The following is an 18,156-nucleotide window of genomic DNA, read 5'->3' on the forward strand; positions in this document are numbered from 1 at the left end:
GTGTCCGATTTTCCCATCCGCCAAGCTGGGAGAGATGTAACGCCCGTATTGGCGTGATGTAAAAACCGGCACTTCACCAGTCAATAAAATCAAACAAGAGGTGCTGTTATGGCTCATCAGGAACATTTTGTATACCGGTTTGGAAAACTTCATACCGATGGAAATAAATCAATGAAACAGTTGCTCGGGGGAAAGGGCGCTAACTTAGCCGAGATGAGCTCCATCGGGATTCCGGTCCCTCCGGGTTTCACCATTTCAACCGAGGCTTGCCGCCAAACAATAAACAATCAGATGGCCTGGCCGGATTCTCTTGAAGAACAGGTAGAAGCAGGCATCCGGCATGTAGAAGCCGAAATGGGACTAAAGTTCGGGGATGAAAAGGATCCTTTGCTGATTTCCGTGCGGTCGGGAGCCGCTGTTTCTATGCCGGGCATGATGGATACCATCCTGAATCTGGGAATCAACGACCGTGTAGTTGAAGCCCTGGTACAAAAGACCAACAATGAGCGTTTTGCATACGATAGTTACCGCCGCTTTATTGATATGTTTGGAGATGTGGTTATGGGCGTTGCACACGAATATTTTGAAGAGGCGCTCGATAAACTAAAAAAAGAAGCAGGCGTTAAAAATGATATTGACCTTTCTGCAGGCCAGCTTAAAGAACTTACAGATCGGTATAAGGCGATCTACAGAAAGCAAACGGGACATATGTTTCCGGACGACCCTATGGAACAGTTAAAGTTTGCTATAAATGCCGTATTTAACTCCTGGAACAGTGCACGTGCCATCAAATATCGCAAGATCAGTAACATTCATGGGTTAATTGGAACGGCCGTGAATGTGCAGGCTATGGTATTCGGAAATATGGGCGAAAATAGTGGAACCGGTGTGTGTTTTACCCGGAATCCAGCTACGGGTGAACAAAAATTATATGGTGAGTTTTTGCTGAATGCCCAAGGGGAGGATGTAGTGGCAGGAATCCGGACCCCAAGTCCGATTTCTGAGCTTAAAGATCGAAATCCCAGTGTGTATCAAGAGCTTCTGAACTATACGCATAAATTGGAATCTCATTATAAGAACATGCAGGATATCGAATTCACTATTCAGGAAGGCATTTTGTATATCCTCCAGACAAGGAACGGAAAAAGAACGGGTGCCGCAGCCGTCAAAGTGGCTGTGGATATGGTTCATGAAGGCATTATTAGCCAGATTGAGGCCATCAGAGATTTGGTTGAACCCGGACATATTGAACAATTATTACACCCTCAGTTTCAGGAAGACTCCCTGAAAGAGAGCAAGATATTAGGAACCGGATTACCGGCCTCTCCCGGTGCAGCTGTGGGGAAAGTAGTTTTTGATTCAAAACTTGCTGAACAGGAAGCTGAAAAAGGCGAGCAGGTGATCCTGGTTCGTATCGAAACAAGCCCGGAAGATGTGGGTGGAATGTCATCAGCTAAAGGAATTCTGACTTCCCGCGGGGGCATGACCAGTCATGCTGCTGTGGTAGCCCGGGGCTGGGGCAAACCATGTGTAGCCGGTTGCAGCGATATCATCATTAACTATAAAAATAAGTCGTTTACCAATGGGGAAGTCACGGTGAAAGAAGGAGAGTGGATCTCCCTGAACGGGAATACCGGTGAGGTTATCTTAGGCAAAAAAGAACTCACCGAGCCTACATTCAGTAACGAATACCGGGTATTCATGGATTGGGTAGGAGATGTTGAGGTGATGAGCGTTCGTACCAATGCCGAGACTCCTGAGGATGCTGCCGTAGCACGAAGTTATGGTGCTCAAGGAATCGGTTTAGCACGGACCGAGCATATGTTCTTTAAACCGGGACGGGTGAATTTTATGCGTAAGATGATCCTTGCGAACAACAAAGAAGAACGTAAAGCTGCCCTGGCGAATTTGTTACCTTTCCAAAAACAGGATTTCCTTGAAATATTCGACGCTATGGAAGGATTACCAGTGACCGTTCGGCTTTTAGATCCTCCTTTACATGAATTTCTGCCCCAGGAAAAAGATGAGATCAAAAAAGTGGCAGATGAACTGGACGTTTCTTTTGAAAAACTTCAGGCCAAGATCAATCAACTAAAAGAATTCAACCCAATGTTGGGACATCGGGGCTGTCGATTGGGGATTACCTATCCTGAGATCACCGAAATGCAAACACAGGCTATTATTGAAGCGGCTTTGGAGCTGACGAAAGCCGGTAAAACTGTGCTGCCTGAGATCATGATCCCGTTAGTTGGAAGCGTGGAAGAATTCCGGAATCAGCGGGCAGTAGTAGACAAAACGGCCAAAGCCATTATAGAAGAATCCGGTCAGGAGCTGGAGTACAAAGTAGGAACGATGATCGAGATACCGCGGGCAGCTATTATGGCTGATCAGATCGCTGAAGAAGCAGATTTCTTCTCCTTTGGTACCAATGATCTCACCCAGTTAACCTTTGGCTTCAGCCGCGATGACGCCGTTAAGTTCCTGCACACGTATTTGTCGAATGGAATCTTAAAACAAGATCCTTTTCAGGTTCTGGATGAGGAAGGAGTAGGCCAGTTTGTTGAAGCCGGAACGCGGTTGGGAAGAATGACGAATCCCAACTTAAAGATCGGAATATGCGGTGAACACGGCGGTGACCCTGAAAGCATCGACTTCGCATTCCGAACCGGGCTTGACTATGTATCTTGCTCTCCATTCCGGGTGCCGGTTGCTCATTTAGCTTCGGCCCAATCGGTACTTCGGAAAGATACCGAGGAAAGCAAAGCTGAAGAGCTTACACCATTCGACCTTTGAATGGTTAGGTGGTTAGCGTAAAAGCCATAAAAGCGGGATTCGGAAGGATTCCGCTTTTTTTTGAAATTAGGGCTTCTGTAGCAAACTCATTCCCGGAAGAATAAGTGAGCTCATTTTTCCTGACCCTTCAAAGGGATATAGGTTCTTTGTGGCGGCAAGAAGTTTCTCCTCGTGAGGAAGATCCATCTTCGTCTCGCAATTCTGAGAAGCTCCAGTTCCCCTAAAGATACAGACCTACGCCTATCTCTTAAGTCTTGTGCAAGTCCTTATTAAGATTGGGAATAATCTTGTCGTTCGGGGGAGACTTGAGAGCTGACGTCTCGGATTTTTATTCAAGTCTGGAAGAATGGAACAGCTACAACTTTTCAGTCACTGCTTCGCTAAAGGCTGAAAAGTTCTATCGCCAATGCTTGTGATGATGATTTATCATCCATTCAATATAGACACAGAAAACACTCCCGTCATTTTAATACCTTCAATGAAATGAAGTAAGATGCGAATCGGTTCACTCCTCTAAACCAGAAAAAGGACATTTATGGCGAAGTACGAATTTGATATGATCGTGATCGGCGGGGGCGCAGCAGGATTAACTGCTGCCGGATTAGCTGCAAACTTCGGCGCCAAGACGATGATGGTGGAAGCCGAAAAACTAGGTGGCGATTGCACATGGACCGGTTGTATTCCCTCCAAAACGCTTCTTAAGGCAGGAAAAGTAGCCCGACAAATTCGCGATGCCGGAAAATATGGGCTGATCGATGGAGAGCCTAACATCGACTTCAAAAAAGTAATGCAGCATGTAGATGAAGTCCGGAAGGAAGTATATGAAGATGCCGATCGCCCGGAGATCTTTGAAGACATGGGCATTGAAGTCGTTCATGGAAAAGCGGCTTTTGAGGATGATCGCACTATAAGAATTATTGGCAAAGAAGGGAGTGAACGAAAGGTTTCATCCAAGAAATTCATCATAGCTACCGGCGCGAAAGCATTTGTACCAAATATTCCGGGATTAGATGAAGTGGAATACTTGACCAATGAAAGTCTGTTTGAAATTGAAAAGCTACCCAGGGAATTGATCATCATCGGGGGCGGACCGATCGGTACGGAAATGTCTCAAGCATTTGTGAATTTAGGATCGAAAGTAACGGTGGTTGATATGGCTCCTCAAATTATGGGGAATGACGATCGGGAGTTAGTAGGAATTTTGCGTGAAGAATTGGAAAAACAGGGTGTTAAATATGAATTAAATGCGTCGGTTCAAAAAGTGGAACGGAATGGCACCGAAATTCATGTTCAGGTTGAAAGAGATGGAGTGTCAAGAATAATCAAAGGCGATGCATTGTTGATGGCAACCGGGCGAAAGGCGAATACCTCAGGTTTGAATTTGGAGGCCGTCGGAGTCAAAACAGAAAATGGAAATGTGATCGTCAACGAGTCTTGTAGAACCAATAAATCCCATATTTACGCCGCGGGTGATGTGACCGGGCGCTACCAATTCACCCATATGAGCGATCATATGGCCAAGATCGCTGCCACCAAAGCATTACTGAAATTCGTGCCTATGAAAATCGAAAAGAACATGGTTTCCTGGGTCACTTTCACCGAACCCGAACTGGCACATGTAGGTAAAACAGAACAGCAATTACGTGATGCAGGAGAAAAATTCGAAGTCTATCGGTTTCCCTATTCCAAGATCGATCGGGCGCTGGCAGAAGGGGAAACTATCGGACTTGTTAAGATATTTGCCAAAAAATTATCCGGGAAGATATTGGGAGCTACAGCAGTTGGAGCTCATGCCGGAGAGTTCATTTCGGAATATGCCTTGGCGATCAAGAATGGAGTGTCCATGAGAGGTATTGCAGATACCATCCATCCGTATCCAAGCTGGGGTTTAGGAGCTCGCCGAGCAGCCGATCAGTGGTACATCAAGAACCAAAGCGAGTGGTCGGTGAAGCTGATCAAAGCTGTGTTTGGCTATCGGGGAGAAGTGCCGGATTTTAGCGATCCGGATCGGATAGTGTGAGTATCTAAGAAATTTTGTAAGGAGTTGCGTTTATATTGCTCTTACATGTGAGCTACTATTCGTTCCAACGCAGAGCGTGTGGAACGAGTCCTTATTGATAAATCAGGATGTCGGCTATTAGAATAACAAGATCGAATAAGTAATGTACTCGCTCCTACGCTCTGCGTTGGAGCGGAACATGGCTACATTCTACTCCGGCGGACCACTCTGGATTTCTTCCAGCTTCTTCATTGCGCGGTCCTTCAGGTTGTTGAATTGGTCTTCGGGAATATGTCCGGCCGTGAATTCGAAGTAGAGCCATACGATGTAAGTGGCCATCACATCTTCATAGCAGTAGTGTTCGATGAGGTCGAGTTCATCGCGTTTGTACATGGCGAAGACTTCATTTCCTTCCCCGGTTTGCTTGAACGGAATGCCGATCAGCTGCCCTAAATGTTTGAGCTTGGGCCATGAGCTTGCTCCATAATTACTGAATTCATCCACCAGGTCCACGTTGTGCTTGCTGTAGCGATAGCGTATGTCGTAATCATTCATACGGACCGGCATCTGCAAACCATGCTTCATTGCGCGGTAGGTGAGCACGGGAATATCAAAACCTTTACCGTTGTGGTGGATCAGCCCGAAATCTTTATAGGTGCCAATGGCATCGAAGATCTTGAGTAGGCCTTCTTTTTCATTTTCCCCGCTCCAGGCCACTTTTTGTTTAGGTCCGCCGGTATTCTCGATCCAAAGTCCTACCCAAGAAACCATGCGATGATACATCGGCGGTAAGAATCCGGATGAATTTCGAGCTAATTCTTCACTGGCTCGTTCCAGTAATTTCTCCTCCTCCAGTTCCGGTTCATGTAAAACATCTCGAATGAAATCGATATCAGGAATAGTCTCTAAATCAAAAATGAAAAACATGGTGTAAGGTTTTAGGTGTTAGAAATGAGGTGTTAGGTTTTTATGCAAGACCAAACTAAAACCTCGCACCTAAAACCTAACACCTCATTTTACAATTCCCCGACTAAGGACTGCTGGAATAACCCCTCAATATCGGATTTGGCATCGTAATGTGCTAATAAAAACATAAGTTTGGTGAGAGCTGCTTCCAATGTCATGTCATTTCCGCTGATTGCACCATGTTTCAGAGCGGCACGACCGGCCGAATATTGGGTGAGATCCACCGAATCGTAATCGGCTTGGGAGACAATGGCTACGACCACACCGGCATCCCGACATCGATCCAAAAAGGGAAGCAGGCTTTTTTCACCTTTCACACAAAAATTTCCACTTCCAAAAGCGCGAAGTATCACTGCCCTAATCTTTCCCAGGTCCAGTCCGGTTAGCAACTCCGGATTTAGGTTGGGATGAGCGGTAAGGACAAAAACTTCATCCGAATAATGAGCCCGATTTTCCAGCTTTCCTGAACCGAATTGTTCGAGCACATTCGCCTGAATTTGAATGCCAATGTCGGCAAGGGGCATGAAATTTGGGGAGCCGAAAGCATCAAAATCACCAATACTCATTTTGGTGGCGCGGTTGCCCCGATATAGTGCATCATTAAAGCAGATCCCTACTTCCTTAAAATCCATTGTGGCCAGTTCTATCGCATTTACCAGGTTTCGTCGTGCATCACTTCGGATGGAGCTCATCGGTAACTGACTTCCGGTGAAAATGACCGGCTTCCCCAGATTCTTGAGTCCAAAACTCAAAGCGGAGGCAGAGTACGCCATCGTGTCGGTGCCATGAAGAATTACAAAACCATCGAAAGCCTCATATTTTTCTTCTACACAGTTGGCCAGTTGCATCCAGTGGGAAGCATTTAAGTCAGAGCTGTCTTCAAAAAAGAGTGGAAAAGTTGAAATCTCAGCAATTTCATTCAGCTCAGGAATTTCCTCATAAAGCACCTTCGACCACGCTTCCGGGTCTAGTTCCACACCTGCACCTTTGGCATTCATGGCAATAGTTCCCCCCGTCTGTATCAGCAGTATCTTTTTCATGTTGATTTATTCGTGACTCCGTTTATTTTTCATCTTCACATTCTGTTCAAGAAGAATGAGTACTGTTCATTGAATTTATGGCGCGGGCAGTTAGCGCGTTCAGAAGTTAAAATCTGTTTCCATCAAAACACACTTTATTATTTACTGCTCATGACTTTGGTTCCAACGCAGAGTGCGGAACCAGTTATGGTAAAGCCTTATGACTCTGTTTTCTACGCTCTGCGCTGGAACCCCAAGAGTCGGCATGGCAATAATAATAGTGCAAAAAAGGAGTCTCCTATGAAAGTATATGATCCCACCCGAATCCGAAATGTTGTGCTGTTGGGCCATTCCGGCTCCGGGAAAACAACGTTAGCCGAAACGATGCTTTTCGAAGCCGGAGCCATTAACCGACGAGGATCCATCGCAGAAAAAAATACCGTTTCCGATTATCACGATCTGGAAAAGGAAAAACAAAAGTCGATCTATTCTTCTTTCTTGAACCTGGACTGGCGAGGCCATAAAATCAATCTTATCGACACACCGGGCACTTCGGATTATATTGGGGAAGTAGCAGGAGCCGTACGGATCGCCGATACGGCTATTTTTGTGCTTAATAGTGAGCAAGGCGTGGAAACAGCCACCGATTCTTTGTGGAATTATGTGAAGGAATACACCGTACCGTCCATGTTTGTGGTTAATAAACTGGATTCTGATCAATCTGATTTCTGGAAGACGGTAGATGAAGCTCGTGAGCATTTTGGTCGTGAAGTCACCGTGGTACAATTCCCTTACAGTGAAGGGCAGGATTTTCATGCTATCATTGATGTACTGCGTATGACGATGTATGAATTTCCGGAAGGAGGCGGCAAGCCAGATAAACTTCCTATTCCAGATTCATTAAAAACACAGGCCGAAAAACTCCATCAGGAATTGGTGGAAACCATTGCTGAGAATGATGAAACACTGATGGATATCTATTTTGAGCATGGTGAATTAGACGAAGAGCAAATGGAAAAAGGACTTCACCTATCATTGGTGAATGGCCAGATGTTTCCGCTTTTCTGTTCCTGTGCTTCGCGGAATATGGGAACCGGTCGCGTAATGGGTTTTCTGGATGATGTAGCTCCAAATCCGCTTCAGGGAAATCCACCTAAAACCGTAGATGGAAACAAGTTCAAGTTAAGTGAGAATTTCAGTCCGGTGATGTTTTTGTTCAAAACCCATTCGGAATCGCATGTGGGAGATCTGATCTATTTTAAAGTGTATGGTGGAAGCGTTCGCCCCGGTATGGATCTGGTAAATAGTTCGAACGGATCTTCGGTACGATTGGGAAGTTTATTTTTGACAGAAGGCCATAAGCGCATTGAGATCAACGAGATCAAAACCGGAGATATTGGTGCGGTGGTGAAATTGAAAGATGGAGAAGTCAATGATACATTGCACGAAAAAGGCGAGGATATCAAACTGCAGGGTATTGAGTTTCCGCCAACAACCATCCGTACAGCAGTGAAATTGAAGAATGAGGGAGATGAAGACAAACTGGGACATGCACTCCATCAAATTCATCGGGAAGATCCATCGGTGGTGATCGAGCATAGTCAGGAGTTGCGGCAGGTGATCATTCATGGTCAGGGTGAAGAGCATTTGGCTGTAATTGAAGATCAGCTCAAGAATCGATTCAAGCTGGATGTGGAATTTGTAACGCCAAAAATCCCTTACCGGGAAACGATCACGAAAGGTGTTCGGGCTCATTACAAACATAAGAAACAGTCGGGTGGAGCCGGACAGTTTGCGGAAGTGCATATGCTTATTGAACCGTACACTGAAGGCATGAGTACACCTGATGACCTCAAAGTTAGGGATGTACAGGAAATTGATCTCGATTGGGGCGGTAAGTTGGTCTTTCAAAACTGTATTGTAGGTGGAGTGATCGACAATCGGTTTATGCCGGCGATCATCAAAGGCGTGATGGAAAAAATGGAAAATGGCCCAATGAGTGGATGTCGTGCCCGCGATATTCGCGTTTCTGTCTATGATGGCTCCATGCACTCCGTAGATTCCAATGAAGCCGCCTTCAAAACAGCTGGACTCATGGCGTTCCGGGATGGATTTATGAAAGCAGCCCCCAAGTTAATGGAGCCTGTGTACGAGGTTGAAGTAACGGTTCCCTCCGAGCACATGGGGGATGTGATGAGCGACCTCAGCACCCGGCGGGGACAAATTCAGGGAATGGATGGAGAAGGTTCGATACAAAAGATAAAAGCGCATGTACCGCTGGAGGAGCTCGACCATTATTCAACCCGACTGAAGTCTATGACGCAGGGAAGTGCAACTTATACTCGCCAGTTTTCGCATTATGCCGCTGTGCCGCATGATGTACAAGAGCGGGTGATTGAGGCGAATTTGCAGGAGTGAGAACGTCCAACTTGCCTATGCCGGCAGGCAGGCATCGAGCAAGAAATATTGAATGGGTGCGTAATACGGCTCGCTGAGCCGTAAAGATGGATGGAAGATTTATGAACCTTGGCTGCCAACGTACATGTCCCTGTAAAATCAATGAACTGATTTTATGGTACCTCTTCAAAGAGGGATTTCTCTTTTACATTTGTTGATGTGGTTTTGAGATCTGAGTTTCGAATTACCTGGTAGTTAATTTCGAATAATTTTCCCTTTGAAGGGAGCCCGGTTCAGGGCTTTAGCTCTGAAGCAAAGGGATGTAGGTGCTGAATTCGATCACACTTTGCTGTCACTGAAAGAGATGAGCACTATTTCAACTCAAATAATTCAATTAAGTTTGAGTTCACAGCTTGAGTGTTTCCTTGGTTCAACTCTCCCAATTTCCCTAAAACAAGCTCTTTGTCAACAGTGGCAATTTTCGAAAGCCTTATGAGCGATTTCTTTTTAAGACCATTTCTATTTGATGGAGAAAGAACGATATCGGTATTTTCTTTCCATTTTAATTGAGTAGAAATAAAGCATAGCGTTACATCGAGGTCGTCGGAAATAAGCACCAAGGCCGGTCGGTTTTTTGCACCTGTAAGATCTGTGAAGGGGAACGGGACGAGAACGATGTCACCTTTCTTCATTGATATTTTTCTTTAAGATCTTCTACGGAATAAAGGACTTCTTCTTCCTCAAGAAAATCGAAGGAACCCGAACTTTCCGACAGCTTTTGGATGCCTCTTCTGAGTGTTTCTTCCTCATGCTTTTTTAAAATAAAAGAAGCAAAATCATCCACTTCCTGAATTTTATTCTGAGGAAGTTTAGATAAGGTATCAATGGTTTTATGGATAAGTTCTTTTTTAGTCATTTGATTCACCTCGGTTAAAATATAATAAATTTATGACCAGTTTATGTTTTGAATATCCAACATCGAGCAAGGAATATCGAAATAAGAACGTAGCGCGTCTCTCCATAGTCGCGTGTTTTTAACTTTCAGACGATGAAGTCTGTATTTCCTAATTTTGTCTGACCTAGTTTTCTTGATTCCTTCTACTATCGACTCTGGAGAGTCGATTTACATCAGTTGCTAAACTTGATTTACTGATTTTTAGCTCAATGGTATTTCATCAATTTGTATCTTTGAAGGAAATGAATTCATCAAAAAAGACGGATATTTATCAATGAGTGAATCTGAGAGTTCAAAAACCGGTATCCTTATCATGGCCCATGGTGGCGGAACTACCTGGAATTCTATGGTAAAAAAAGCAGCCACACCATTGATCGAAAAGCACCCGGTGGAGTTTGCCTGGGGGATGGCAAATTTTGTTTCGCTGCAAAAAGCGGTTCGAAAACTGGAGGCTAAAAAAGTGGACCGGATAATCGTAGTGCCGCTTTTCATATCAAAGCATAGCCCAATCTTTCGTCAGGCAGAATATCTTTTAGGACTTCGGGATGAACTGGCTGATCAACCTATGCCGGTTATGCATTACACAGATGAATTTGTGGAAGCTTCCGGTGTTGAGGTGAATGAGTCCCACTTCATGCATAATATGCTGTTTCCCCCAACTTTAAACCAAATTGAAGTTAACGTACCGGTGCAGTTTACAGATGCCTTGGATGATCATCCTTCAGTGGCAGCTATTTTAAGAGATCGAATTTTAGCGTTGAGTGAGGATCCTTCAAATGAAACCATTGTACTTGCGGCTCATGGTCCGAATGGGGAGGAGGACAATACCGGATGGGTGCAAAGCATGGAATCGTTGGCGGCTCAGGTTCAGCAGAAACAAAAAGAGGAAGGACTTCCAGCCTTCAGAAATATCAATGCACTCACCGTGCGGGATGATGCCCCGGAAGACATTCACGAGCAAGCTAAACAACATCTCAGGGCTATTGTCCGCCAGGGGAATATTTCAGGAGGGGTGATCGTGATCCCGGTTTTTCTATCGCCGGGCGGCAGAGAAAAATCGATAGCTCAGCGCCTGGAAGGGTTGGATTTTAAATGGAGTGGGGAAACCTTGTTGCCTGATTCAAGATTGTCCGATTTTCTCAGGGATTCTGTCACGGATGCACTTCTTGAGCCTGAATTGTGATTAATTCAGAGCAATAAATTTTCTACCTATTCCGGTTAACTGCCAAGTGCATTTCTGAAACTTAGCTCACCTGAAAATTCACAGGACCTTCACAAGGATTTATTACAGTAAAGTTGCACCTTGTAGTAATCCGAAGAGAGGAGGTACATTATGAAGCAGTTATTGATTCTTGGAGCAGGAACAGCTGGAACGATGATGCTCAATAAACTCAGCAGAGCTCTTGATCCCAAAGACTGGCAATTAACGATCATTGATAAAGATCCTAATCATATCTACCAACCGGGACTTCTCTTTATCCCGTTTGGAATGTATTCGGTAGATGATATCATAAAACCCAAATCTGATTTCTTCCCTGGAAAGGCTAAGGTCATTTTTTCTGAGATGAAAGTGATAAAGCCTGTGAAGCAGCAAGTCGAGTTGGAAAACGGAGACATTCTACATTACGACTTCCTGATTCTTGCAACGGGATCAGAGATCAGACCCGATGAAATAGAAGGTATGACAGAGGACTTATGGCGTAAATCGATCTTTGATTTTTACACTATAGAAGGAGCCGTAGCACTCCAAAATTATTTGGATAAATGGGAAGGCGGGAAAATGGTAATTAATATTGCCGAAATGCCCATCAAGTGCCCGGTAGCTCCCCTCGAATTCACGTTCCTTGCAGACGATTACTTTCGAAAGAAAGGAATTCGAGAAAAAGTTGAAATATCCTTTGTTACCCCATTAGATGCTGCATTCACCAAGCCTATTGCGGCCAGAGAACTGGGAGGTTTCCTGAAAAACAGAGGTGTTAAGGTTGTCACAGATTTCAACATTGGGCGGGTAGATAACGAAGAAAAGAAAATCGTATCGTGGGATGAAAGAGAGGTCGATTTTGATCTTCTGGTAACCATTCCCACCAATATGGGAAATGATGTAATAAAACGAAGCGGAATGGGCGATGAACTAAATTTCGTGCCCACTGATAAGCATACACTCCAATCCAAAGAGTGGCCTAATATTTTCGTGATCGGAGATGCAACCGATCTCCCATCATCAAAGGCGGGATCTGTTGCTCACTTTGAAAGCGAAATACTTTTTGAAAACCTGATGGCTGCTATCAATGGAGAGGAACTTTCTGCAAGCTTTGACGGTCATGCAAACTGCTTTATTGAATCTGGTGACGGTAAAGGATTGCTTATCGACTTTAATTACGATACAGAACCTTTACCCGGTAAATTTCCGATTCCAAAAGTAGGGCCATTCTCACTGCTGAAAGAAACCCGGATGAATCATTTAGGAAAATTGGGATTCAAATGGGTGTACTGGAACTTGTTATTGAAAGGCAAAGATCTGCCGATGGAATCCAGTATGTCAATGGCTGGGAAAGTATTCCCGGAAGAAATACCAGCATAAACCTTGATAAACAAAATCATAGAACCATGACAACAGAAAAAATCGCTGACAGACAAATAGAATTCGATGAGGATGGTTTTTTGGCAAATCGAGAAGATTGGACAGAAGAACTTGCTCAGGAACTGGCTTACATGGAGGATGTAGGTCAACTTACCGATAAACACTGGAAGGTAATCCGCTTCATGCAGGCAGAATATGATGAGAAAGGTGATGCGCCTTCCATCAGAAAGCTAAACAAGGAAAGTGGTGTTTCTACCAAGGAACTGTATCAACTGTTTCCTAAAGGACCGGCTAAAAAAGCAGCCAAAATAGCCGGACTTCCAAAACCTAAAGGTTGCATCTAACAGGAGGTCATTATGACGAATCTTAACGCTGAAACTGCCTATGCAGGAGCTACAGCTTCAGAAGCTCCCAAGCCAATCGAAAAGGTCTCAATAATTATTTCCAAAGGTTCCCTCGATGGAGTGTATCCCGGGCTGATTATGGCCAATGGAGCCCGAATGGAAGGAATTGAGGCGACACTTTTCTTTACATTTTTTGGTCTCGAAGCAGTGATTAACAAACGTATGGACGAATTGAAAGTCTCTACTGTTGGGAATCCGGCTATGCATATCCCAACTATGATAGGAGGTTTGCCCGGAATGTCATCTTTTGCTACCAAAAAAATGAAAGATGAGATGGAAAAGCTGGACATTCCTCCCGTGCGGGAGTTTATAGAAATGATTCATGATACCGGAGCTGAGATCTATGTTTGTAAAGCTACGGTTGATATGTTTGGCCTCGAAGAGGACGATTTTTGCGAAGAGGTGGACGGTATCATCAATGTAGGTACATTCTATGAGAAGTCTGCCGGCGCTGAAATCATCTTTACCTAAGGGATTCGATATACCGAATATATCGTTCCGGAAGTGAGAAAGGCCTTTCCCCGGGTACAGGTGGAAAACGTGGAACTACCAATGTATCGGGAGGTAGAGGTCGCATGTCGGGATTCCATGCAAAGCCCTCAAGCTTTCGATCTTTAAGTCCTGGAAATTCTTCAAAAAAGTAGCCATCATTTTTTCCTGCAACTACTCGGCTCAGGCTGCCATTTTTAAAATACATGGTAGTTTCAGGCGAAGCATATTCAACGGCCCCATCAGGCTCATCATTGGCATTTTTTGTGTGATACAGAACCTGACTGTTTGGGTGTATCCTGATCCTGGAAATATTTCCTTGTTCGAAATAGGCTGTAAGTGTATCCCCTTTTATTTGATGAAGCCGGCCGGTGGCACTGTCTTCCTGAACAGCAATGGTTTTATGAAATGAATGAAGACGCCTCACTTCATTACTGTCCATTTGAACGGTGATATAGGGCCCGGTGAGTTGTATGTTTTCATGCCAGGCTATTGGATTTGAGATCAGTTCGAAGATCTCTGTGGATGAATTATAAAGCAAAGTGTCGGAAACAGAAGAAAATTCAGGAGCCCAAACCCGCACATTATCAAAAGCCCGTATATAGTTAACGGTATCCTGATCCAGCATGAGAAGCTGATCGGAGTTGATGTGCATGGTATCAGTTGTATCAGAACTTATGCGTCGCAAATATGCGTTTCCATCTACAAAACGGCGACCGGTTGAATCTGCTTCAAGGTAATCTCCGGTAAGGATTGCATTATTGGAACTGTCTGCCACAAATAAGTTACTGTACAACTGGAGGTCATTGCTTTCCCGATTGATGAAAAGGCTGTCCCCTTCAGCATATTGAGCAGAATCAACCAATTGCACATTTCCGCGGAAAATGGCACTGTCTTGTCGTTGAAAATAGGCGCCCCGTTGAGCTACTAACGTACCTTCATTGTCTTCCAGGCGGATTCCATCTTCAAAAAAGGCTTCTTTCGTAAAGAAATTATAGTCTACTTTATTGCCGAAAAGGGTGGTATTGTCCTGCAAAATTATCACTCTTCCCCGAAGCAGGCTTAGGTCGCGATCGGTATAATAATAAAGCGTATCGGACCATATCCTTTCGTCAGGTGTGTCGATCTGAATGTTTCCAAAGGCGCGCATTTCATTGGTATTGATAAAACGCCAGGCACTGTCGCAAACCATCACGATATTCCCGGTTGAAAGACGCGCATCATACAATTTCTGAATTTGCTGTCCATCAACGATGGCACCCTTAGCCCGGCTGAAAGATTCAATATTGATGACATTCTGTGCGAATGATGAAGCACTAAAAAAAAGCCCGAAGATGAAGATTATTAAAAATCTGAAGGGAATATGGGGAGGATGGGATTTTTGCATAGAGGAATATAGCATTCCAATCGGTCAGAATTAACTAATCAATGACGGCTCTTCCACCGCCCTCGTTAAGGGTGTAGTTGGTAAGATCGGAATTCCCAAAAAAACCGTTGGCTGCTATACTATCAGGGGGAGAAATAAAGATGACAAATTCAGGAGTACTAACCCGGTCTCGCTCACGCTCCCATTTCAGGTAATCTGAGCGCAGAATCTTTCCTTCTTTGGCACGGACTTCCACATTTCCAAATAATTCAAACTCCATGAGTTCGGGACGATGTACTGCGCTGTCGGCATCAACAATGGTTTCAGGATTTCCTTCTTTATCAAAGATCTCAATATAAACGGGGCCGGAAATGCGGGTGAGGTTACGTTGTTCATTTTTTATACTGGCGGCATAACTTCCTTTAAGGCGCAGTTTTAGATGGCCTTCTTCCAGAATCTCCATATTCACATCCCAGCTTTCGGTAGTGGTGAACAGCGAATCGCTAAGGGCTTCCTGAACTTGTTGATTCTCAAATTCAGTCAACTCTCCGCATGCTGAGCCAAGTATCAGAATAAATGGAAATAAAAAGATGCGGAGAGAGCATTTCATGTGCAGGATAATTCTTTAGGTTGAAAACGCCGAATGAATCCCAATTCGTTTAAAGGGTGCCAAAATAGCGATCACCGGCATCTCCAAGTCCGGGAACTATAAAAGCATCATCATTGAGTCGTTCATCTACTGCAGCGGTGATGATTGGGACATCCGGGTGATCGTCATGGATCCTTTTTATGCCTTCCGGTGCGCAGATCAGCGAAACAAATCGAATATTATCGGCTCCGTTCTCTTTAAGGAAATTTATGGCGTGGCTTCCGGTGCCACCGGTTGCAAGCATAGGATCTACCACTAAAGTGTAAGCCCCTTTTAGTCCGCCGGGAAAGTTGTGATAGTAATTTACAGGTTGATGAGTTTTTTCATCTCTGTAAACCCCAATATGGCCGACTTTGGCATCGGGCATAAAGCTGATGATACCATCTACCAGGCTAAGACCTGCACGTAAAATGGGGATTACAAAAACTTCGGCACCGGGAGTATACCCCTTCGTTTTTTGAAGGGGTGTTTCTACTTCAATCTCGTTCAGCGGAAGTTTTTCCAAAGCACGGTAGGCTAATACCGTGCCTATGGTTCCCATCGCACGCCTGAAGGGAGCGGTATCCGTATTCTTATCCCGAAGGATACTCAGATACCGCTTTACTACGGGATGTTCTACTTCAATAACTTCTTTCATAATATGAAATTAGGAGTTCTGAGCTTCGAGCTCTTCCATTTTGTTGAAGTATTTTTTACTTGCTACTGCTACAGAACCGGATAAGGCAAACAGTGCAATGATGTTAGGGAAAGTCATCAAGCCAAGTGCGATGTCTCCAATAGCCCATACGGTTGCCAAAGGAAAAATTGCCCCGATAAAATGCATTACAAGATATACCACTTTATAATAAATGATCGACTTGTCGCCGGCCAGGTATTGTATAGAACGGTCTCCATAATAACTCCAACTAATAGCTGTAGAAATTCCAAATAGAAGCACACAAATGGTCACGATCATTTGCCCGCCCGGGAAAAGTGCTGATAACCCTTTCTCGAAGGCAAGGGATGTCAATGGAGCTCCATTCTCTGCTATACTGGTATATAAAGTTTCAACTTCGTTGCCATCTTCATCAATTATAACGGCCGTGCCTTCTGAGATATCAATGCTTCCTGTGAACGGTGCTGTTCGTGCTTCATCTGAAAAGAAAGTTCCGGTTGAGGCATCATTTCTCTCAACATATCCGTCAATGGCTTCACCGTCAACAATAGAAAGTATAGTATCACCTTCTTCATTCATTACATACGTATTTTCGACCGTTACAGGGTCGAAAACTACATCATGGCGTTCTTGCCATACATTGGTACTTACAATTACCAAACCGGTCATCGTACAGATAAGGATCGTGTCAATAAATGGTTCTAAAAGCGCGACTACACCCTCGCGAACCGGCTCTTCTGTTTTGGCTGCACCGTGAGCAATAGGGGCAGAACCTTGCCCTGCTTCATTCGAAAATAAACCTCTTTTGATACCCCATACCAAAGTGGTCAAAAATCCTCCGGTTACCACTCCAAGTACTCCGGCTTCGGGGGTGAAAGCCGTTACAAATATTGTTTTGAAGGCGGGAATAACATCACCGGCATTTATGAACAATATTGTTAAAGCACCAAGCACATATATAATAGCCATGAGGGGCATTAAGCGTGCAGTTACCTGTCCAATTCTTTTGATTCCACCAATTATAACAACCCCAACAACGGAAGCGGTAACAAGTCCGGTGATCCAGACAGGAACCAGGAATGTTGAGTACATCGTGTCTGCAACGGTATTTGCTTGTACGGCATTACCGGTTAAAAAAGAACATATTACGGCCATAGAAGCAAAGAAAACAGCGAGCCATTTCCAGTTCGGTCCTAATCCTTTTTCGATGTAATACATAGGACCGCCTGAAACAGAACCATCGGCATTTTGGATCCGATATTTTACGGCAAGCGTACATTCTGTGTACTTGATCGCCATCCCAAAGAAGGCGGTTACCCACATCCAGAACAACGCTCCGGGCCCACCGTAGTGAATAGCAATGGCTACCCCGGCGATGTTACCGATACCCACAGTAGCCGAGAGTGCCGTTGTTAAAGCCTGAAAATGGTTAACATCACCTGTGTCATCCGGGTTATCATAAACTCCCATTACTGATTTCACACCATGGGTAAACCGACGTAACTGAACAAAACCAAGTCGCAGTGTGATAAAAATTCCAAATCCCAATAACACTACCACCATGAATGGGAACTTCTCAGGTGTTGACCAAACTAAGTTGTTTAGCCAATTAACGACATTCTCAAATACTTCCATAAATCAAATTTTAAGGTTAAGGTATTTATGTAAAGGCAGGCTGAAAGTAAAAAACATTTGGGAATATTGAAGAATAACATTCCATGTGAATATAAAAAACTGAAAATGCCTACAGTTTTCGCTCAGGATAATACAAAATTAGAGCTGAATACCCGATGTGAGTATTTAAAAGATGTCGGTAAATATCATCGAAAAGGCTAATTTACGGTGAGGCTTGGGGATTACATCCTTTAAAGGTTTTAATGAAC

Annotated in this window: 15 protein-coding genes; 7 read left to right on the forward strand and 8 right to left on the reverse strand. The window is 44.2% G+C overall.

Annotation, left to right across the window (positions count from 1 at the left end):
• Positions 1–108: 108 nt before the first annotated feature.
• Together ppdK and B151_RS0100870 are read left to right on the forward strand one after the other, a co-directional pair.
• Positions 109–2,793 carry a pyruvate, phosphate dikinase gene (gene ppdK / locus B151_RS0100865; protein ID WP_020401694.1) on the forward strand — a complete coding sequence of 895 codons (2,685 nt, stop codon included), beginning with the start codon at positions 109–111 and terminating at the stop codon, positions 2,791–2,793.
• Between the two features lie 535 nt (positions 2,794–3,328).
• Positions 3,329–4,813, forward strand: a complete 1,485-nt coding sequence (locus B151_RS0100870; RefSeq protein WP_020401695.1) for a dihydrolipoyl dehydrogenase family protein — start codon at positions 3,329–3,331, stop codon at positions 4,811–4,813.
• A 189-nt stretch (positions 4,814–5,002) separates the two neighbouring features.
• Here B151_RS0100870 and B151_RS0100875 read toward each other — a convergent pair whose 3' ends face one another.
• Together B151_RS0100875 and B151_RS0100880 are read right to left on the reverse strand one after the other, a co-directional pair.
• Complete coding sequence (locus B151_RS0100875) at positions 5,003–5,719, reverse strand: ribonuclease H-like domain-containing protein (protein ID WP_020401696.1); 717 nt, start codon at positions 5,717–5,719, stop codon at positions 5,003–5,005.
• An 89-nt stretch (positions 5,720–5,808) separates the two neighbouring features.
• On the reverse strand, positions 5,809–6,798 hold the full coding sequence (locus tag B151_RS0100880) for an asparaginase (RefSeq protein WP_020401697.1): 990 nt from the start codon (positions 6,796–6,798) through the stop codon (positions 5,809–5,811).
• A 279-nt stretch (positions 6,799–7,077) separates the two neighbouring features.
• On the opposite strand from B151_RS0100880, the gene B151_RS0100885 reads away from it, so the two are divergent.
• Positions 7,078–9,195 carry an elongation factor G gene (locus B151_RS0100885; protein WP_026166402.1) on the forward strand — a complete coding sequence of 706 codons (2,118 nt, stop codon included), beginning with the start codon at positions 7,078–7,080 and terminating at the stop codon, positions 9,193–9,195.
• Between the two features lie 350 nt (positions 9,196–9,545).
• Here B151_RS0100885 and B151_RS0100890 read toward each other — a convergent pair whose 3' ends face one another.
• Together B151_RS0100890 and B151_RS0100895 are read right to left on the reverse strand one after the other, a co-directional pair.
• Positions 9,546–9,866: a type II toxin-antitoxin system PemK/MazF family toxin gene (locus tag B151_RS0100890; protein ID WP_020401699.1), complete on the reverse strand. Its 321-nt coding sequence runs from the start codon at positions 9,864–9,866 to the stop codon at positions 9,546–9,548.
• Positions 9,863–10,090, reverse strand: coding sequence for a hypothetical protein (locus B151_RS0100895; protein ID WP_020401700.1), 228 nt, complete (start codon positions 10,088–10,090; stop codon positions 9,863–9,865). Before B151_RS0100895 ends, B151_RS0100890 begins: the two co-directional genes overlap by 4 nt.
• A 313-nt stretch (positions 10,091–10,403) precedes the next feature.
• On the opposite strand from B151_RS0100895, the gene B151_RS0100900 reads away from it, so the two are divergent.
• From B151_RS0100900 to B151_RS0100915, 4 genes are all read left to right on the forward strand, one after another.
• Positions 10,404–11,312, forward strand: a complete 909-nt coding sequence (locus tag B151_RS0100900) for a sirohydrochlorin chelatase (protein ID WP_020401701.1) — start codon at positions 10,404–10,406, stop codon at positions 11,310–11,312.
• A 150-nt stretch (positions 11,313–11,462) separates the two neighbouring features.
• Complete coding sequence (gene sqr, locus B151_RS0100905) at positions 11,463–12,710, forward strand: type III sulfide quinone reductase, selenoprotein subtype (RefSeq protein WP_020401702.1); 1,248 nt, start codon at positions 11,463–11,465, stop codon at positions 12,708–12,710.
• A 26-nt stretch (positions 12,711–12,736) separates the two neighbouring features.
• Entirely contained in the window at positions 12,737–13,054 is a 318-nt protein-coding gene (locus B151_RS0100910) for a TusE/DsrC/DsvC family sulfur relay protein (RefSeq protein ID WP_020401703.1), read from the forward strand.
• A 12-nt stretch (positions 13,055–13,066) separates the two neighbouring features.
• Entirely contained in the window at positions 13,067–13,585 is a 519-nt protein-coding gene (locus tag B151_RS0100915) for a DsrE/DsrF/DrsH-like family protein (protein ID WP_020401704.1), read from the forward strand.
• Here the strand turns inward: B151_RS0100915 and B151_RS0100920 are convergent.
• From B151_RS0100920 to B151_RS0100935, 4 genes are read right to left on the reverse strand one after another with little or no spacing between them, the layout of a single operon-like run.
• Positions 13,578–14,990, reverse strand: coding sequence for an OstA-like protein (locus tag B151_RS0100920; RefSeq protein WP_020401705.1), 1,413 nt, complete (start codon positions 14,988–14,990; stop codon positions 13,578–13,580). The genes B151_RS0100915 and B151_RS0100920 overlap by 8 nt on opposite strands.
• Before the next feature lie 34 nt (positions 14,991–15,024).
• The gene (gene lptC / locus B151_RS0100925; RefSeq protein WP_020401706.1) at positions 15,025–15,579 is read right to left on the reverse strand and encodes an LPS export ABC transporter periplasmic protein LptC; all 555 of its coding nucleotides are present in this window, start codon (positions 15,577–15,579) and stop codon (positions 15,025–15,027) included.
• A 49-nt stretch (positions 15,580–15,628) separates the two neighbouring features.
• A complete protein-coding gene (gene upp / locus B151_RS0100930; protein WP_020401707.1) occupies positions 15,629–16,255 on the reverse strand; it encodes a uracil phosphoribosyltransferase in 627 nt (208 codons plus the stop codon).
• Between the two features lie 9 nt (positions 16,256–16,264).
• Positions 16,265–17,908, reverse strand: a complete 1,644-nt coding sequence (locus B151_RS0100935; protein WP_026166405.1) for an alanine/glycine:cation symporter family protein — start codon at positions 17,906–17,908, stop codon at positions 16,265–16,267.
• Between the last annotated feature and the right edge of the window lie 248 nt (positions 17,909–18,156).

The organism is Gracilimonas tropica DSM 19535 (assembly GCF_000375425.1).
Taxonomy (GTDB): Bacteria; Bacteroidota; Rhodothermia; order Balneolales; family Balneolaceae; genus Gracilimonas; species Gracilimonas tropica.

Excerpts from the sequence above, each read along its gene's own strand:
- ppdK (WP_020401694.1), top strand. The coding sequence starts at position 109 with ATGGCTCATCAGGAACATTTTGTATACCGGTTTGGAAAACTTCATACC.
- B151_RS0100870 (WP_020401695.1), top strand. The coding sequence starts at position 3,329 with ATGGCGAAGTACGAATTTGATATGATCGTGATCGGCGGGGGCGCAGCA.
- B151_RS0100875 (WP_020401696.1), bottom strand. The coding sequence starts at position 5,719 with ATGTTTTTCATTTTTGATTTAGAGACTATTCCTGATATCGATTTCATT.
- B151_RS0100880 (WP_020401697.1), bottom strand. The coding sequence starts at position 6,798 with ATGAAAAAGATACTGCTGATACAGACGGGGGGAACTATTGCCATGAAT.
- B151_RS0100885 (WP_026166402.1), top strand. The coding sequence starts at position 7,078 with ATGAAAGTATATGATCCCACCCGAATCCGAAATGTTGTGCTGTTGGGC.
- B151_RS0100890 (WP_020401699.1), bottom strand. The coding sequence starts at position 9,866 with ATGAAGAAAGGTGACATCGTTCTCGTCCCGTTCCCCTTCACAGATCTT.
- B151_RS0100895 (WP_020401700.1), bottom strand. The coding sequence starts at position 10,090 with ATGACTAAAAAAGAACTTATCCATAAAACCATTGATACCTTATCTAAA.
- B151_RS0100900 (WP_020401701.1), top strand. The coding sequence starts at position 10,404 with ATGAGTGAATCTGAGAGTTCAAAAACCGGTATCCTTATCATGGCCCAT.
- sqr (WP_020401702.1), top strand. The coding sequence starts at position 11,463 with ATGAAGCAGTTATTGATTCTTGGAGCAGGAACAGCTGGAACGATGATG.
- B151_RS0100910 (WP_020401703.1), top strand. The coding sequence starts at position 12,737 with ATGACAACAGAAAAAATCGCTGACAGACAAATAGAATTCGATGAGGAT.
- B151_RS0100915 (WP_020401704.1), top strand. The coding sequence starts at position 13,067 with ATGACGAATCTTAACGCTGAAACTGCCTATGCAGGAGCTACAGCTTCA.
- B151_RS0100920 (WP_020401705.1), bottom strand. The coding sequence starts at position 14,990 with ATGCAAAAATCCCATCCTCCCCATATTCCCTTCAGATTTTTAATAATC.
- lptC (WP_020401706.1), bottom strand. The coding sequence starts at position 15,579 with ATGAAATGCTCTCTCCGCATCTTTTTATTTCCATTTATTCTGATACTT.
- upp (WP_020401707.1), bottom strand. The coding sequence starts at position 16,255 with ATGAAAGAAGTTATTGAAGTAGAACATCCCGTAGTAAAGCGGTATCTG.
- B151_RS0100935 (WP_026166405.1), bottom strand. The coding sequence starts at position 17,908 with ATGGAAGTATTTGAGAATGTCGTTAATTGGCTAAACAACTTAGTTTGG.